This is a genomic window from Stenotrophomonas sp. GW821-FHT09E08, from assembly GCF_059416125.1.
In genome coordinates, this window is record NZ_JBWKOO010000002.1 from 112,108 (window position 1) to 129,383 (window position 17,276).

At 65.6% G+C, this 17,276-nt stretch carries 13 protein-coding genes and 1 pseudogene; 12 read left to right on the forward strand and 2 right to left on the reverse strand.

Features of this window, described 5'->3' with window-relative positions:
• Nucleotides 1-2: 2 nt before the first annotated feature.
• A complete protein-coding gene (gene fdnG, locus AC07M7_RS03015) occupies nt 3-3,071 on the reverse strand; it encodes a formate dehydrogenase-N subunit alpha (protein ID WP_482998424.1) in 3,069 nt (1,022 codons plus the stop codon).
• Nucleotides 3,072-3,362: 291 nt separating this feature from the next.
• Between fdnG and gmk the strand changes: the two genes are divergently transcribed.
• The 9 genes and pseudogenes from gmk to AC07M7_RS03060 all read left to right on the forward strand — a co-directional run bounded on the left by gmk (nt 3,363) and on the right by AC07M7_RS03060 (nt 14,082).
• Nucleotides 3,363-4,028, forward strand: a complete 666-nt coding sequence (gmk, locus tag AC07M7_RS03020; protein ID WP_495206693.1) for a guanylate kinase — start codon at nt 3,363-3,365, stop codon at nt 4,026-4,028.
• 110 nt (nt 4,029-4,138) lie between these two features.
• Entirely contained in the window at nt 4,139-4,438 is a 300-nt protein-coding gene (gene rpoZ / locus AC07M7_RS03025) for a DNA-directed RNA polymerase subunit omega (protein ID WP_005410877.1), read from the forward strand.
• 106 nt (nt 4,439-4,544) lie between these two features.
• A complete protein-coding gene (locus tag AC07M7_RS03030; protein ID WP_046987317.1) occupies nt 4,545-6,707 on the forward strand; it encodes a RelA/SpoT family protein in 2,163 nt (720 codons plus the stop codon).
• A gap of 260 nt (nt 6,708-6,967) precedes the next feature.
• Nucleotides 6,968-7,354 carry a RidA family protein gene (locus AC07M7_RS03035; RefSeq protein ID WP_012511991.1) on the forward strand — a complete coding sequence of 129 codons (387 nt, stop codon included), beginning with the start codon at nt 6,968-6,970 and terminating at the stop codon, nt 7,352-7,354.
• Between the two features lie 7 nt (nt 7,355-7,361).
• Nucleotides 7,362-9,473, forward strand: coding sequence for an ATP-dependent DNA helicase RecG (gene recG, locus AC07M7_RS03040; RefSeq protein WP_495206694.1), 2,112 nt, complete (start codon nt 7,362-7,364; stop codon nt 9,471-9,473).
• 459 nt (nt 9,474-9,932) lie between these two features.
• Entirely contained in the window at nt 9,933-10,871 is a 939-nt protein-coding gene (locus tag AC07M7_RS03045; protein ID WP_495206695.1) for a nucleoside hydrolase, read from the forward strand.
• A gap of 87 nt (nt 10,872-10,958) precedes the next feature.
• A complete protein-coding gene (locus AC07M7_RS03050; RefSeq protein ID WP_006389217.1) occupies nt 10,959-11,201 on the forward strand; it encodes a type B 50S ribosomal protein L31 in 243 nt (80 codons plus the stop codon).
• A 296-nt stretch (nt 11,202-11,497) separates the two neighbouring features.
• Nucleotides 11,498-12,775, forward strand: a complete 1,278-nt coding sequence (locus AC07M7_RS03055) for a citrate synthase (RefSeq protein ID WP_164158898.1) — start codon at nt 11,498-11,500, stop codon at nt 12,773-12,775.
• A gap of 204 nt (nt 12,776-12,979) precedes the next feature.
• A pseudogene (locus tag AC07M7_RS03060) lies at nt 12,980-14,082 on the forward strand (hypothetical protein).
• 237 nt (nt 14,083-14,319) lie between these two features.
• Here the strand turns inward: AC07M7_RS03060 and AC07M7_RS03065 are convergent.
• Nucleotides 14,320-15,093: an AraC family transcriptional regulator gene (locus AC07M7_RS03065; RefSeq protein WP_495206696.1), complete on the reverse strand. Its 774-nt coding sequence runs from the start codon at nt 15,091-15,093 to the stop codon at nt 14,320-14,322.
• Between the two features lie 93 nt (nt 15,094-15,186).
• Between AC07M7_RS03065 and AC07M7_RS03070 the strand changes: the two genes are divergently transcribed.
• From AC07M7_RS03070 to AC07M7_RS03080, 3 genes are all read left to right on the forward strand, one after another.
• Nucleotides 15,187-15,954, forward strand: a complete 768-nt coding sequence (locus AC07M7_RS03070; protein ID WP_495206697.1) for an alpha/beta fold hydrolase — start codon at nt 15,187-15,189, stop codon at nt 15,952-15,954.
• Between the two features lie 109 nt (nt 15,955-16,063).
• Nucleotides 16,064-16,429, forward strand: coding sequence for a NirD/YgiW/YdeI family stress tolerance protein (locus tag AC07M7_RS03075; protein WP_197619013.1), 366 nt, complete (start codon nt 16,064-16,066; stop codon nt 16,427-16,429).
• 294 nt (nt 16,430-16,723) lie between these two features.
• Nucleotides 16,724-17,230: a CS1 type fimbrial major subunit gene (locus AC07M7_RS03080; protein WP_495206698.1), complete on the forward strand. Its 507-nt coding sequence runs from the start codon at nt 16,724-16,726 to the stop codon at nt 17,228-17,230.
• Nucleotides 17,231-17,276: the final 46 nt, after the last annotated feature.

A 17,276-nucleotide genomic window follows, 5' to 3' on the forward strand; every position in this document is an offset into this window, starting at 1 on the left:
TCCTACACCTTCTCGACCTTGACCAGGATGCACTTCGATTCAGGCGTCTGCGAGTTGCCGTCACCGATGGCGTTGGTCAGCGTATTGGCGATGTATCCGGGCTTGGCCGCACCGAGGAAGCCCCAGTGGATCGGCACGCCCACCTGGTGCACGGTTTTGCCATCAATCTGCAGGGCCTTGATGCGCTTGGTCACCATCGCCACCGCTTCGATGTGGCCGCGCTTGGAACTGACCCGCACGCGGCTGCCGTTGTTGATGCCCAGCTCGTCGGCCAATGCCGCGCCGATCTCGACGAACTGCTCGGGCTGGATGATGGCGTTGAGCTTGCCGTGCTTGGTCCAGAAGTGGAAATGCTCGGTCAACCGGTAAGTGGTGGCCACATGCGGGAACTCATCCGGCGAACCGATCTGTGCACGATCGCTGTCGAACACGCGGGCCGCCGGGTTGTTCAGCGTCAGTGCCTGGCCGGGGCTGAGCGGGTTGCTGCGCAGCGGTGTATCGAAAGGTTCGTAGTGCTCCGGGAACGGGCCCTCGGCCATGCCTGCCTTGGCGAAGAAGCGGGCGATGCCTTCCGGGTTCATGATGAACGGACCCATGCCGCCGGCGGGATCTTCGTCGGCCTTGAAGTCCGGCACGTCCACGCTGCCCCAGTTCCTGCCGTTCCAGGCGAGCAGTGTGCGCCGCGGATCGAACGGCTGGCCGGCCACGTCGCACGAGGCGCGGTTGTACATCACGCGGCGGTTGGCAGGCCACGCCCAGGCCCAGCCCAGCGTGTTGCCGATGCCGGTGGGGTCGCTGTTGTCACGCCGCGCCATCATGTTGCCGGTCGGGCCCCAGGCGCCGATGTAGATCCAGCAGCCGGAGGAGGTGCTGCCGTCGTCGCGCAGGTCGCCGAACGCGGCCAGCTGCTCGCCGGCCCTGCGCACCAGTTTGGTCGGGTCCTTCGGATCGAACACGTCGGCCAGCGCCTTGCCGTTGTATTCCATCGCCAGTTCTTCCGGCGTCGGCAGCGCCGGGTTGGAATACTTCCAGGCCAGGTCGCGCACCGGCTCCCACCACGCACCGCCGTCCTTCTCGTACATCGCTTTGATGCGATGGAACAGCTCGGACATGATCTCGATGTCGCTGCGTGCTTCGCCCGGCGGATTGGCGCCCTTCCAGTGCCACTGCAGCCAGCGTGAGGAGTTCACCACCGCGCCGTTTTCCTCGGCGAACGAGGTGGTCGGCAGGCGGAACACTTCGGTCTGGATCGTGCCCGGGTCGACGTCGTTCAACGCGCCGTGGTTCTGCCAGAACGCGATGGTCTCGGTTTCCAGCGGGTCCATGCTGACCATGAACTTGAGCTTGGAGAACGCGCTGATCAGCTTGCCCTTGTTCGGCGCCGAGGCCAGCGGATTGAAGCCCTGGCAGATGTAGCCGTGGATCTTGCCTTCGTTCATCAGCTCGTACGCCTGCAGCATGTCGTACGGTTTGTCGAGCTTGGGCAGATGGTCGAAGCACCAGTTGTTGTCGGCGGTGGCGGCGTCGCCCCACCACGACTTCATCAGGCTGACGTGGAACTTCGGGTAGTTCTGCCAGAACGACATCTGGTTGGCGCGCAGGGGCTTCTGCGTGCGCTTGGCGATGTAGGCGTCGTAGTCCTGCTCGTCCTGCTTCGGCAGGGTCAGGTAGCCGGGCAGCAGGTCGGACATCAGGCCGATGTCGGTCAGGCCCTGGATGTTGGAATGCCCGCGCAGCGCGTTCATCCCACCGCCGGCCACGCCGATGTTGCCCAGCAGCAGCTGCACCATGGTGCCGGCACGCACGTTCTGTGCGCCTACCGAGTGCTGCGTCCAGCCCAGCGCGTACAGGATGGTCATCGCCTTGTCCTTGCCGGCGGTGGACGCGATCATGTCCCAGACTTGGCGGATGCTGTCGGCCGGCGTGCCGCAGATACGTTCGACCATCTCCACGGTGTAGCGCGCGTAGTGCTGCTTGAGCAGGGTGTAGACGCAGCGCGGGTCCTTCAGCGTCGGGTCGCTGCGCACGAAACCGTCATCGCCGTACACGTAGTCCCAGCTGGAACGGTCGTAGCTGCGCTTCTCCTCGTTGTAGCCCGAATACAGGCCGTCCTTGAAGGCGAACTCGTCCTTCACCAGGAACGACATGTCGGTGTAGTTCAGCACGTACTCGTGCTGGATGCGGTCTTCTGTCAACAGATAGTTGATCAGGCCGCCCAGGAACACGATGTCGGTGCCGGTGCGGATCGGCGCGTATACGTCGGCCACCGCGGCCGAGCGGTTGAAACGCGGATCGACCACGATCAGGCGTGCCTTGTTGTGGGCCTTGGCCTCGGTCACCCATTTGAAACCGCACGGGTGTGCCTCGGCGGCATTGCCACCCATGATCAGCACCAGGTCGGCATTCTTGATGTCGACCCAGTGATTCGTCATCGCACCACGGCCTAGCGTCGGGGCAAGACCTGCCACCGTCGGGCCGTGTCAGACACGTGCCTGGTTGTCGAATGCCAACATGCCAAGGGAGCGCACGACCTTGTGGGTCAGCACCGCGGTTTCATTGCTGGTGGCCGAGGCGGCCAGCATGCCGGTGGTCAGCCAGCGGTTGACCGTCTGCCCGGCCTCGTTCTTCTGCACGAAGTTGGCATCGCGGTCTTCCTTCATCAGCCGGGCGATGCGGTCCAGCGCATCGTCCCAGCTCAGCCGCTTCCACTCGTTCGAGCCCGGCGCGCGGTACTCGGGGTAGAGCAGGCGCGACTTGCTGTGGATGATGTCGGCCAGGCCGGCACCCTTCGGGCACAGCGTGCCGCGGTTGACCGGATGGTCCGGGTCGCCCTCGATATGGAAGATGCTCGGCTCGGCGTTCTTGGCGCCATCGCCGAGGCTGTACATCAGGATGCCGCAGGCCACCGAACAGTACGTACAGGTGTTGCGGGTCTCGGTCGCGCGGGTCAGCTTGTACTGCCTGACCTCCGCGAGCGCGATGCCGGGCGCGAAGCCCATCAATGCCAGACTGGAGCCGACCAGGGTTGTCCCGGTCACTTTCAGGAACTGGCGGCGGCTCATCGAGGGCATGCCGTTCTCCTGGGATGGCGAGGAGGCGCAGGCCTCCGGGCTGTCGGTGGGTACGGCCCGGTTATAGCACAGGCCCCCGCACGCCCATGTGGCACAGGGCCCTGCACCCTGCTGGCCGGGCGCGGAAAGGGGCGCCTCTGCTAAAGTTGCGTGCCCGCACCCCGGGGAGCCGTCTGCCGGGCCTGGTTCCAGGATGTTCCGCGCAGCCCCCGCCGTCCTGGCGCGATCCTCCGCGCCGGATCTGGAACACTGAGGAAAAATTTTGCGAAATCAACCAGTTGGGTTCCGCGCATGAGCGCCCCGTCGAAGCCGTCGGACGCCGTTGCGCGCGGCACGCTGTACATCGTTGCCGCCCCCTCCGGTGCCGGCAAGAGCAGCATCGTCAATGCCACCCTGGCGCGTGATCCGCAGATCGCCCTGTCGATCTCCTTCACTTCGCGCGCGATGCGCCCGGGTGAAGTGAACGGCCAGCACTACCACTTCGTCAGTGCCGAGAAGTTCGAGCAGATGATCGCTGCCGGCGACTTCTTCGAGCATGCCTGGGTGCACGGCGACTGGAAGGGCACCGCCCGCCAGTCGGTGGAACCGCAGCTGGCTGCCGGCCAGGACGTGCTGCTGGAAATCGACTGGCAGGGCGCGCAGCAGGTACGCCAGCTGGTGCCGGGCACGGTCACCGTTTTCATCCTGCCGCCGTCCAAGCAGGCCCTGCAGGACCGCATGCGCAAGCGCGGCCAGGACACCGAGGCGGTCATCGCCCAGCGCCTGGATGCTGCCCGCGATGAGATGCTGCACTTCAACGAGTTCGACTACGTCATCGTCAACGAGGTGTTTGACACCGCCGTGGACGAGCTGTGTGCCATCTTCACCGCCAGCCGCCTGCGCCGGGAGGCCCAGAAGGTCCGCCACGCCGGCCTGATCCAGGCGCTGCTGACCCCTGATCCGGGCGCAACTGACTGATTCCAAAAGAATCGGGTAGGGGTTGGCTTGATTTTGTCCAGCCCCTGCCAGTACACTCCGTCCCCTTTCCCTCATTCGACTGAGCGGCCGACCGGTCGCCGGGAGCCCGTATGGCCCGCATCACCGTAGAAGATTGCCTGGAAGTCGTTAACAACCGTTTCGAACTGGTCATGATGGCTTCCAAGCGTGCCCGCCAGCTCGCCAACGGCGTGCAGGCCACGCTGGACAACAGCGAGACCGAGGACAAGCCGACCGTGCTGGCACTGCGCGAAATCGCCGCCCGCAAGATCGACAACGCGCTGATCGACGAAGTCGAGAAGGCCGAGCGTGAGCGCGCCGAGCGCGAAGCGCTGGAGTGGGCCGCCGCCGAAGTGGTCGCCGACGAAGACATGTCCAAGAACGACGATTGATCGCATCGATCAAGGTCATTGCTGGATACGCCGAACAGCCCGCCCCGTGCGGGCTGTTTCGCATTCAGGATTTGCCGTAAACGGCGCACTGGCATAGGCTTCGGGCATGAACCCAGGCCCCACTGCCAAGGTCGCCGCAGTCCCCGCTGCCGCCGTACCCGACTACGTCCTCCAGCTTGAACGCGCCGCCCACTACCTGCCGCCCGAGCAGCTGCCGCTGCTGCGCCGCGCCTGGGAAGTTGGAGCCGCCGCGCATGCTGGGCAGACGCGCAAGTCGGGCGAGCCCTATATCACCCATCCGGTGGCCGTGGCCCAGGTGCTGGCCGAGCTGGGCCTGGACGTGGAAGCGCTGATCGCCGCGATCCTGCACGACACCATCGAAGACACCCCCCTGACCCGTGAGGCGCTGGCGGCCGAGTTCGGTGAGGCCGTGGCCGAGCTGGTCGACGGCGTGACCAAGCTGGACAAGCTGAAGTTCCGCGACCGCCAGGAGGCTGCCGCCGAGAGCTTCCGCAAGATGCTGCTGGCGATGTCGCGCGACCTGCGCGTGATCATGATCAAGCTGGCCGACCGCCTGCACAACATGCGCACGCTGGGCGCGCAGAGCCGCGAGGCACGTGGCCGCATTGCCCGCGAGACGCTGGAGATCTACGCGCCCATCGCCCAGCGCCTGGGCATGAGCCTGGTCAAGAGCGAACTGCAGAACCTCGGGTTCAAGGCGCTGTATCCGTGGCGCCATGCCATCCTGGAAAAGCACATCCGCAGTCAGCCGGTGGTGCGCCGCGAGGCGCTGGCGCAGGTGGAAGTGCAGTTGTCGCAGCGCCTGGCCAAGGAGGGCATCGAGCACCGCCTGGTCAGCCGCATCAAGACGCCGTGGAGCATCTACAACAAGATGCACGAAGAGAACAAATCCTTCGATCAGGTGATGGATGTGTTCGGTTTCCGCCTGGTCGTGCGCAGCGTGCCCAGCTGCTACCACGCGCTGGGTTCGGTGCACGCTACCTTCAAGCCGCTGGATGGGCGCTTCCGCGACTTCATCGCCATTCCCAAGGCCAACGGCTACCAGTCGCTGCACACGGTGCTGTTCGGGCCGTATGGCTCGCCGATCGAAGTGCAGATCCGTACCGAGGAAATGGACCTGATCGCCGAACGCGGTGTGGCCGCGCACTGGACCTACAAGTTCGGTGGTGATTCGCCCAACAGCGCACAGAGCCGCGCACATGCCTGGATCGTCGAACTGATCGACTCGCAGCGCGCTGCCGGTTCCTCGCTGGAGTTCCTCGACAACGTGAAGGTCGACCTGTTCCCGGACGAGGTCTACCTTTTCACCCCGAAGGGCAAGATCCTGGCGTTGCCGCGCAACTCCACCGCGCTCGACTTCGCCTACGCCGTGCATACCGACGTCGGCAACATGGCCGTGGCCTCGCGCGTGGACAAGAAACTGGTGCCGTTGCGGACCAAGCTGGTGTCGGGCCAGTCGGTAGAGATCATCACCGCGCGCTCGGCCACGCCGAAACCGCAGTGGCTGGAATTCGTGGTCACCAGCAAGGCACGCACCGCCATCCGCCACCAGCTCAAGCAGCTGGAGCACGAAGACGCCGTGCAGCTGGGGCACCGCATGCTCGACCGCGCGCTGGAAGCGATGGACAGCTCGCTGGAGCGGCTGCCGAAGGGACGCCTGGATGCGTTCCTGGCCGAGCACCGGTTCCCGCGCCTGGAGGCGCTGCTGGCCGAAGTCGCGCTGGGCAACTGGATGCCGACCCAGGCCGCACAGGCGCTGATGGCCTACGCCGAACTGCGGGGCGGCCCGCATTCGCGCCACCACTCGCAGGAGAAGATCCTGATCAACGGCAGCGAACGCGGCGTGGTCACCTTCGCCGGCTGCTGCCAGCCGATTCCCGGCGACGAGATCATGGGCTACCACACCGCCGGCAAGGGCATCGTGGTGCACCGCATGGACTGCCCGAACCTGGCCGAACTGCGCAAGTCACCCGAGCGCTGGGTGCCGATCGGCTGGGATACCACCGTTTCCGGGGACTACGACACCTCGCTGGTGGTGGAAGTGGAGAACGGCACCGGCGTGCTGGCGCAGCTGGCCGCGGCCATCGCGCAGAGCCACTCCAACATCGAGCGCGTGGACTACCTGGACCGCGACTTCAACGCCGCCGTGCTGGCGTTCAACATCCAGGTACGCGACCGCAACCACCTGGCCGAAGTGATGCGCCGCCTGCGCCGCCTGTCGGTCGTGCAGGCCGTGCGCCGGCAGTAACGCGAACCCGGGGTCGGATCCCTCTCCAACGGAGAGGGCTCTGACCCCATTGAATCCCGCTGCAGGTCCACGCCATTCGTGGATGCTTCCGGTAGTGCCGGTCGCTGGCCGGCAACTTCGCGGTGCTTCCGACGTTCATGAGGTTGCCGGCCAGCGGCCGGCACTACCGAAGCGGCGCGGTAGATCCACGCCATTCGTGGATGCGCGCCCACCCGGTACAATCACCGCTCTGTTTTCCCCCAAAAGCACCGGAGCGACCCATGTCCCGCCAGATCATCAACACCGAAAAGGCCCCGGCCGCCATCGGCCCGTACTCGCAGGCCGTGCGCGCCGGCAACACCGTGTATTTCTCCGGCCAGATTCCGCTCGACCCGGCCACCGGCGACATCGTCGGCGCCGGTGACGTCGAAGCGCAGGCCCGCCGCGCCTTCGACAACCTCAAGGCTGTGGCCGAAGCCGCTGGCGGCTCGCTGGACAAGGTCGTGCGTCTGGGCCTGTACCTGACCGATCTGGGCGAGTTCGCCAAGGTCAACGCGGTGATGCAGGACTACTTCCAGGCCCCGTTCCCGGCCCGTTCCACCATCGAAGTCTCCGGCCTGCCGAAGGGTGCCAACTTCGAGGTTGACGCGGTGATGGTCATCGACTGACCACCACGTGGCACGCAAGGCGGCGGTCACCCCGGTCCTGTCACCGTCCGGCGAAGCATCGCTTGCGATGCTCGCCGGCGTCGGTCCGGCCGTGGCCGCCAAACTGCAGACACGTGGCCTGGCCACCCTGCAGGATCTCTGGCTTCATCTGCCGCTGCGCTATGAAGACCGCACCCGGCTGACCCGCATCGAAGACCTGCGCAACGGCGTGCCGGCGCAGGTGGAAGGGCGGGTGGTCGCGGTCGAGCGCGGCATGCGCTACCGGCCGATGCTGAAAGTGGCGGTGGAAGACGAAGGGCAGGGCACCCTGGTGCTGCGCTTCTTCCACTTCCGCCAGCAGCAGGTCGGACAGTTCGCGGTCGGCAACCGGCTGCGCTGCTTCGGCACGCCCAAACCCGGCCATCTCGGCCTGGAAATCGTCCATCCCAGCTACCAGGTGCTGGGCCGCAACGACGATCCCGAACTCGGCGACCGCCTCGACCCGGTGTATCCCACCGTCGAAGGCGTTGGCCCGATGACCATGCGCAAGCTGATCGGCCAGGCGCTGGACCGCCTGCCCGAGGAAAGCACGTTGGAACTGCTGCCCAGTGGCTGGCTGGATGGCCTGGGCCTGCCGTCACTGCGCAGCGCGCTGCTGACCGTGCACCGGCCGCCGCCGGATGCCGACCTGGCTGCACTGGCCGCCGGGACGCATCCGGCGCAGCGCCGGCTGGCGATGGAAGAACTGCTGGCCCACCACCTCAGCCTGCGTCGCCAGCGCATTGCCCTGCAGGCACACCATGCCCCGCCGCTGGCCGGCCCCGGAAAACTGGCCAAGGCGCTGCTGAAGCAGTTGCCGTTCGCGCTGACCGGCGCACAGACGCGCGTGTTCAAGCAGATCCGCGAGGACCTCGCACGGCCCAGCCCGATGCTGCGGCTGGTGCAGGGCGATGTCGGCTCCGGCAAGACCGTGGTCGCCGCGCTGGCTGCCATGCTGGCGGTGGAGCAGGGCAAGCAGGTGGCACTGGCTGCCCCCACCGAACTGCTGGCTGAGCAGCATCTCAACAACCTGCGCGGCTGGCTGGAACCGCTCGGCGTGCACATCGCGTGGCTGGCCGGCAAGGTCACCGGCAAGGCGCGCGCCAAGGTGATGGAACAGGTCGCCACCGGCGAAGCGCAGGTGGTGGTGGGCACCCATGCGCTGATGCAGGAGGCGGTGGTGTTCCAGGATCTGGCCCTGGCCATCGTCGACGAGCAGCACCGCTTCGGCGTGCACCAGCGGTTGGCGCTGCGCGACAAGGGCGCGGGCGGCAACAGCGTGCCGCACCAGCTGGTGATGACCGCCACGCCGATTCCGCGGACGCTGGCGATGTCCGAATACGCCGATCTGGATGTCTCGGCCATCGATGAACTGCCGCCGGGCCGCACACCGGTGCAGACCGTCGCATTGAACAACGATCGCCGCCCGGAACTGATCGAGCGCATCGCCCTGGCCTGCCAGGAAGGGCGGCAGGTGTACTGGGTGTGCACGCTCATCGAGGAAAGCGAAGAGCTCGACGCCACGCCGGCGCAGGCCACCTACGAATCGCTGCAGGCGCTGCTGCCGGGCGTGCGCGTCGGCCTGGTGCATGGCCGGCTGAAGGCGGCGGAAAAGCTGGCCACGATGGTCGCGTTCAAGGCCGGCGAGATCGACCTGCTGGTCGCCACCACCGTGATTGAAGTGGGCGTGGATGTGCCCAATGCTTCGCTGATGGTGATCGAGAATGCCGAGCGCCTGGGCCTGGCGCAGCTGCATCAGCTGCGCGGCCGCGTCGGTCGTGGCTCGGCGGTCTCGCGCTGCGTGCTGCTGTACCGGGCCCCCCTCTCGCAGATGGCGCGCGAGCGCCTGCAGACCATGCGCGAAACCAACGATGGTTTCGTCATCGCCGAGAAAGATCTGGAACTGCGCGGCCCCGGCGAACTACTCGGCACCCGCCAGACCGGCCTGGCCGGTTTCCGCATTGCTGATCTCGCGCGCGACGCCGGCCTGCTGCCGGGCGTGCATGAGCTGGCTGAGCGCCTGCTGGCGCAGCAGCCCGCGCTGGCCGATCGTGTGGTGCAGCGCTGGATCGGCACCGCCGTGCGTTACGCCTCGGCCTAATGCCGCCTTGGTGGGTGTGGACCTTGGTCCACACATCCACGCATGGCGTAGATCTACATCGCGCTGCGCGCGGGAGTCGAGCAAGGCTCGACTCTACAGACAGCGCTTTCGATCATTTCCATGTTCATCCACGCATTGCGTGGATGTGTCGACCAAGGTCGACACCTACCAACATCCGCCGTTCCGACAGACCGCGGAAATCTGTCGAAGGCGGGGTGGGTCCGGTTGCGGGGGTGTCCGCGGCATGGATGCCGCGGCCAAGCCCCCAAGGACGGGTTTACGGCGTCCCCCGCAACCGGACCCACCCCGCCATCCCCCAGAAAACCAGCTTTTGACGTTGCCGTTGCCGTTGCCGTTGCTCCTGCCTCTGCGGGTGCAGGGCGCAGCCCTGCCGACCCCCGTACTTGCAACGGTCATCATCCCGGTCCACACTTCGTTGCCGATCTGAAGACGGCAACGATGACCCACAAGATCCCCCTGTTGATCGACACCGACCCTGGTGTGGACGACGCCCTGGCCCTGCTGATGGCCTTTGCCGATGAACGGCATGACGTGGTCGCCCTGACCATCGCCGCCGGCAATGTCGGCCTGCAGTACACGGTCCGCAACGCCCTCAAGCTCTGCGACATCGTCGGCCGCGCCGACGTGCCGGTGTTTGCCGGCAGCCCGGATCCGCTGCTGCATCCGTCCGTCGACGCCGCCCACGTGCATGGCCGTGATGGTTATGGCGATGTGGACCTGCCACCGCCGAGCCGCCAGGCTGAAGCCGAACACGCCGCGCTGGCGATCCTGCGCCTGTCGCACGAACACGCCGGCGAACTGATGCTGGTGATGCTCGGCCCGCTGACCAACCTGGCGCTGGCGCTGAAGCTGGATCCGACCCTGCCTGAGCGCATCAAGCGCATCGTGGTGATGGGCGGCGCGGTCACCTGCCACGGCAACATCACCCCGGCGGCCGAATTCAATATCGCCTTCGATCCGGAAGCGGCGCACGTGGTGTTCACCACCTTCAAGCACCTGCTGGTGTCCGACTGGGAGGCCACTGTCGCCCACGGCCTGCCGCTGCAGGAGGCTGAGAAGTGGCTGCAGGCCGATTCCGATCGCGCCCGCTTCTACGAGCTGATCTCGCGCAAGACCCGCGGCCTGTCCGAAGACAGCAAGGGCGGCCGTTGGTACACCGCCGACGCACTGGCCATGGCCTGGGCGCTGAACCCGGAAGGGCAGCAGCAGGTCGAGTCGCGGCCGCTGAATGTGGAGCTGAACGGTACGTTCAGCCGCGGTGCCACCATCGTCGACTGGAACCGCCAGACCGGCCAGCCGGACAACTGCGATCTGCTGATGGCCTACGACCAAGGGCGTTTCGAGGCCCTGGTGCGCCAGGCGTTGGGCGCCGCCTGAGCCGGATGCCGGCAACCGGTTGCCCCGAGGGGCAACCGGTGCTTATAATGCCGCTCTTGACCACCAGCCCATTTACGGTGTGAGCCCATGAAGGCCGATATCCATCCGAACTACCGCGACGTCGTCTTCCATGACGTCACCTCCGATTTCAAGATCCTGACCCGCTCGACCATGAGCACGAAGGAAACCATCAAGTGGGAAGACGGCAACGACTACCCGCTGGTGAAGGTTGAAATTTCCTCTGCTTCGCACCCGTTCTACACGGGCAAGCACAAGGTCATCGATACCTCGGGCCGCATCGACAAGTTCCAGAAGCGCTACGCGCGCTGATCTGTCGATCCAGCTTCGAACCGACGGCCGCGCTCTGCGCGGCCGTTTGTTTTTCCCCGGCGCCTGCCCAACGGGCGTTTGGATGGACGGAACACTGCGTTCGGGTGACAACGCTTTTGCCGATCCGGGCCGCTCAACGGCCGGCGTCTGGCCGCCTGTCGTCTACGACTTCTGTCTAGCGCCGGGCAAATGCTGCTGTGCGATAATGGCGTGATCCCCGGCACAGGCCGAGGACGTCATTCACGTGCCTGACCAATGCGCTTGGGCAGGCGCCTTCCCATGAAGGAGCGCACACAGTGTCCGATCTTGATCAGGTCACGCTCAACGCCGGCGATAAGTCGGTCGTTCTGCCCGTCATCAAACCCACCCTTGGCAACGATTGCGTCGACATCGCGAAGCTGACCAAGGAAACGGGGTACTTCACCTACGATTCCGGTTTCACCGCGACGGCCAGCTGCAAGTCCGCCATCACCTACATCGACGGCGACAAGGGCGTGCTGCTGTACCGCGGCTACCCGATCGAACAGTTGTCGGAAAAGTCGAGCTACGTCGAAGTGGCCTACCTGCTGATCAACGGCGAGCGCCCGAGCGCCGAGCAGCTGAAGGCCTTCACCGACGAGCTGGCTGCCGAAGCCAACGTCGATGAGTCGATCAACACCCTGATCGGCAGCTTCGCCAAGGATGCCCATCCGATGGCGATCCTGACCGCCGCCATCGCGCAGCTGTCGGGCATCTACCACGCCTCGCTGGACCTGGCCGACGCCGAACAGCGCCGCCAGGCTGCCGTGCGCCTGATCGCCAAGGTGCCGACCCTGTCGGCGCTGATCTACCGCCACGGCAAGGGCCTGCCGGCCAACAAGCCGGACACCTCGCTGGACTACGTCAGCCGCTTCCTGAAGCAGACCTTCGAGTCGGCTGATGGCCAGTACGATCTGAACCCGGACGTGGTCAAGGCGCTGGACCTGCTGTTCATCCTGCACGCCGACCACGAGCAGAACGCCTCGACCTCGACCGTGCGCCTGGTCGGTTCGACCGGTGCCAACCCGTACGCGTCGGTCGCCGCTGGCGTCACCGCGCTGTGGGGTCCGGCCCACGGCGGCGCCAACGAAGCCGTGCTGAAGATGCTGGAAGAGATCGGCAGCGCCGACAACGTCGAGTCCGCCGTGGTCAAGGCCAAGGACAAGACCTCCGGCTTCCGCCTGATGGGCTTCGGCCACCGCGTCTACAAGAACTTCGATCCGCGCGCCAAGGTCATCGGTGAGATGACCAGCAAGGTGCTCAAGCAGCTGGGCGTGCAGGATCCGCTGCTGGACGTGGCCGTCAAGCTGGAACAGGCCGCGCTGCAGGACGAGTACTTCGTCGCCCGCAAGCTGTACCCGAACGTCGATTTCTACAGCGGCATCATCTACAAGGCGCTGCAGATCCCGACCGAGATGTTCACCGTCATGTTCGCCCTCGGCCGCACCTCCGGCTGGGTGTCGCATTGGCTGGAACAGCAGGTCGACCCGGAAATGAAGATCGGCCGTCCGCGCCAGGTCTACACCGGCAGCGACGTGCGCGACTACCAGGGCTGATCGCCCGCGTAGGTTGTGCCGAGAACGCCCCGCATCCGCGGGGCGTTTTTTTTTTGCTTCGGCTCTGGTGGATGCCAACCTTGGTTGGCACGCTCTTCACCGCGCCAAGACCGCGTGATTCAAGGGTCTCGCCAGCTTCACAAGCGCTCGCGCAGCCTCAGGACGCCAGCTGCACCCGCAGCACTGATACGGAGCATCCACCCCATGAGTACCCGATTCGATCCACCCGAGCGCGGCCCGCTCGGTCCCGACGTCGCCGCTGTCGTTACCGCACCCATCGTGCCGCCCACCAGCGAAAGCGCAGTGTCCTGGGGCGCGATCCTGGCCGGCGCCGTTGCCGCCGCTGCACTGTCCCTCATCCTGCTCATCCTGGGTGTAGGCCTTGGTCTGTCCTCGGTGTCACCGTGGTCGTTCGAAGGCGTCAGCAAGGAAACCTTCGGCTGGTCCAGCATCATCTGGCTCACCTTCACCGCGCTGGCCGCTTCCGGCCTGGGTGGTTATCTGGCCGGTCGCCTGCGCACCAAGTGGACGCAGCTGCACGGCGATGAAACCTACTTCCGCGACACCGCGCACGGCTTCGTGTCCTGGGCTGTGGCGACTCTGCTCACTGCTGGCCTGTTGACCTCGGCCATCGGTGGCGTGCTGGGCGCCGGCGCAAAGGTTGCCGGCGCGACCGCAGGCGCCGCTGCCACCACTGCCGGTGCTGCCGTGGCCGGAGCTGGCAGCGCTGCTGCAGGCGCACCGGAGAGCGACCTCAACTACTGGGTGGATTCGCTGTTCCGCAGTGCCACCACGGCGGGCCCGGACGCTGCCGGCGCACCTCCGGTTGCGCCGGCAGCGGGCGCAGCGCCGGGTACCAGCCCGATGGACCCTGCCGCACCGCCGCCGCCCCCGGCCGCCGCCAGCGTTGGCCCACGTGACGCCCGCACGGCCCCGCCGCCGCCGCGACCGATGCCGGGCAATGGCCCGATGGGCGACCGCCGCGAAGTCCGTGCCGAAGTGAACCGCATCATCGTCAACAGTCTGCAGGGGGATGGCCTGGACCCGGCCGATACCCACAGTACCTGTCGCAGCTGATCGCACGCGAGACGGGCATGAGCCCGGCTGAAGCGCAGGCCCGTGTGACCGACGTGCAGACCCGCATGCGTGCTGCGCTGGAAAAGGCCAAGAACACCGCCACGCAAGCTGCCGATGACGCGCGAAAGGCAACGGCCTATGCCGCACTGTGGCTGTTCATCACCCTGCTGATCGGCGCGTTCTTCGCCAGCCTCAGCGCCACCTGGGGCGGCCGTCGCCGCGACCTGTAACCCGCATCTGATGCAAGGAGACCTGCCATGAAAACGCTTCTGCTCTGGTTCTTGGGCGTGCCGATTCCGCTGTTGATCCTGTACGCGATCTTCTTCTGAGATCGTGTCGTTGAGTGTGATCCATCAGGCCGCCGCGAGGCGGCCTGATGCCATCCAGTTGCGCATGGACATTTACAGCGTCGAGCCACGCTCGACCCACGCGCGCAGCGCACACAACAGCCAATCACCGGCCCAGTACTACGCCTCTGCGTACCGGCTCGGCGAACACCCCAGCACACGCCGGAAGGCAGCGGAAAACGCGCTCGGGCTTGCATAGCCCAGGTCCAATGCCACACGCGTCACCGCCTGGCCCTGTCCCAGCCGCTCGATGGCCACCAGCAGGCACACCTGCTGCCGCCACTCGGCAAAACCCACCCCGGTATCGGCGCGGAACAGGCGCGTGAACGTGCGCCGGCTCATGCCTGCTTCGGCAGCAACGTCATCGAGGCGGGCTGTCAGCGAAGGAACGTCGAGCAATGCGCGGCAGACACGTGCGAGACGTGCATCGGCGGGCAGCGGTGCATGCAGGGAAAGTGTCGGCATCGATGCGATTTCCGCCACCAGCAACTGCATCAGTTTGCCTGCGCGCCCGTCCTCGTCGTACAGCGGGGGCAGGTCCACCGCCGCCTCCAGCAGCTGCTGCAACAGCGGAGAGACCGCGTACACCCGGCAGTGCTCCGGCAGCGCCACTGCGTCGGCCGCCTCGGCGGAGAGAAAGGCGTTGAGCATCGTCACTGGCCCGCGCATGGTCATCTCATGCGCCAGGCCTGCAGGCACCCAGCAGGCGCGCTGTGGGGGAACCAGCCACCGCCCCTGCGGCGTAGCCACACTGATGGTGCCGCGCGCAGCGAACGCGAACTGCCCGCGCCGATGGGCATGGCGGGGAAACGTGAACTCGGCTGCGTAGTCGTTCGAGGTAACCACGACATCGCGTGGCAGGTCTTCGTAGGGATCAAGCAGCGAATTGCGCATGGCCCGGATTCTATAGCGATTGACCCGTCATCGACGGTGGGCCGGATCCGCGCTGCCTAGCATCAACGCTCCCCTCAGCTGTAATGGAACCACATGACCAATACTTTCCATCGCGTGGGACACGGACCCCATGCTGTCCTGATGCTGCACGGCTGGTTCGGCGACGCGCATGCGTTCGAGCCCATCGAGCCATGGCTGTCGCGCGACGACTTCAGCTATGTCTTCATGGACTGCCGTGGCTACGGCGGCATGCGCGATGTACGGGGGGCCTATACCATCGGCGAGATTGCGTCCGATGCATTGGATCTGATGACCGCCCTGGGCCACGAGCGCTTCAGCGTGGCAGGTCATTCGATGGGCGGCGTGGCCATTGAACGCATGGCCGTGCTTGCGCCGGATCGGGTACGCGGCATGGTGGCCATTGCGCCGGTGCCCTGCGGCGGCATTGCCTATGACGCCGCGACGCGAAGCCTGCTTGAAACGGCAGCCGGGGACGTAGGCGTGCGTCGGACCATCATCGATCGCAGTACCGGCGGACGGCTGCCGGCGCAATGGCTTGACTGGAAGGCCGCGTATTCGGCGGCACATGCTTCACCTGCAGCATTTGCCGCCTATCTTCCAGCATGGGCGGATACCGATTTCAGCAATGAGATCGTCGGCAAGCATCGGTTGAAGGTGCTGGTGGGTGGGCACGATCCCACCTTCAACCGCGCACTGATGGAGCGCACCTATCTGCGCCGCTACCGGCAGGTCACGATGGAGGTCCTGGAGGATGCCGGGCATTACCCGATGAACGAAACGCCGCTGGCCCTGGTGGCGGCCATGGAATCGTTCCTGAAAGAGGTGTCGGTTCCGGGATGAATGGTTTCTGGCAGGGGATGTCGTTTTCACATCTTTTCGGATCTATTGCATGGGCATCACATTCGAGGCGATAGAAGCTGAGGGCACATATCCCTGCATGGAGACCCCCATGAACCGACGACTCACCCTTGCGCTCATCGCCACCTCCTTGAGCCTGCCCAGCGCTGGCGCCTTCGCCCAGTACACCGGCCCGGGCGCCACCAGTGCTGTCACCACGGTTGCCGAGGCGCGCGACCAGCCTGACGATCAGCCGGTGGTGCTGCAGGGCACGCTGGTGGCCAAGATCGGCCACGAGCGCTACCGCTTCAAGGACGCAACCGGCGAGATCGATGTGGAAATCGACGACAAGGATCTGCCCAGCCACCAGGCCGTCAGCGCGACCACCGTGGTGGAACTGCACGGTGAAGTGGATACGCACCGCTTCAAGCCCACCGACATCGACGTGGATCATGTGCGGATCGTCAGCACGCGTTGAGGCGGCGGTAGTGCACGCGTGCGTCGAGCATTGTGCACTTCTACAAAGGGCATCTCCCGCAATGAGGGTTGTTGCAAACGCGGTATGAGGAAGATTGCATAACCCCTAAACATTGAGTGACTTCAAGGATTCTTCTTAACGTTCAGTTATTTAGGAATCCTTGAATGGTCAGCGTGCGGTAGGCCTACCTACCATTCTCTCCGTCGCCCGTGACCACCTCCACGGGCGGCGCTTCCCTCCCTTACTCCTTGGGAGGGGGGCTCTACATATTCCCCCTGTCCGAGAGAGACACACATGCATGCCATTCTCAAGAAGGCCGCGCTCGCTGCAGCGCTGGCCACCGCTTCGCTGTCCGCGAATGCCGCCGAATCCCACATCAAGGTCTACACCAACGTCGACCTGTCGCTGGCCCTGCTGAAGGCTGATGGCAGCCCGCTGCCCGACATGATGGAAATGACGCATATCCCGGGTGATGGCCTGGCCGCTGTCAGAGAGCGCGTTCGTGTGTTCACCAACGACGAGACCAAGGACATTGAAGTCAATGTGATGCATGACCCGATGCTCGTCATCAAGACCGGTACTGCACCAGCGGTCCCGTTGACCGTCAGCCTCAACAAGACACCGTTGACCGTGGCGCCGAAGGACTTCCTGGCCTCGGAGATCTTCGACGGTGCGCTGCCGGGCGCCTCGTTCATCATGGACCTGGATATCGCCCAGGCCACCAAGGCCCCGCTGACCGTCGCCGGTGCCTACGAGGGCATCGTCAGCATCGCCATGAAGCAGAAGACCGCTTCGCCGTAACACCCCGCGCCGGCCCGGCAACGGGCCGGCCGCTTCAGGCATGACA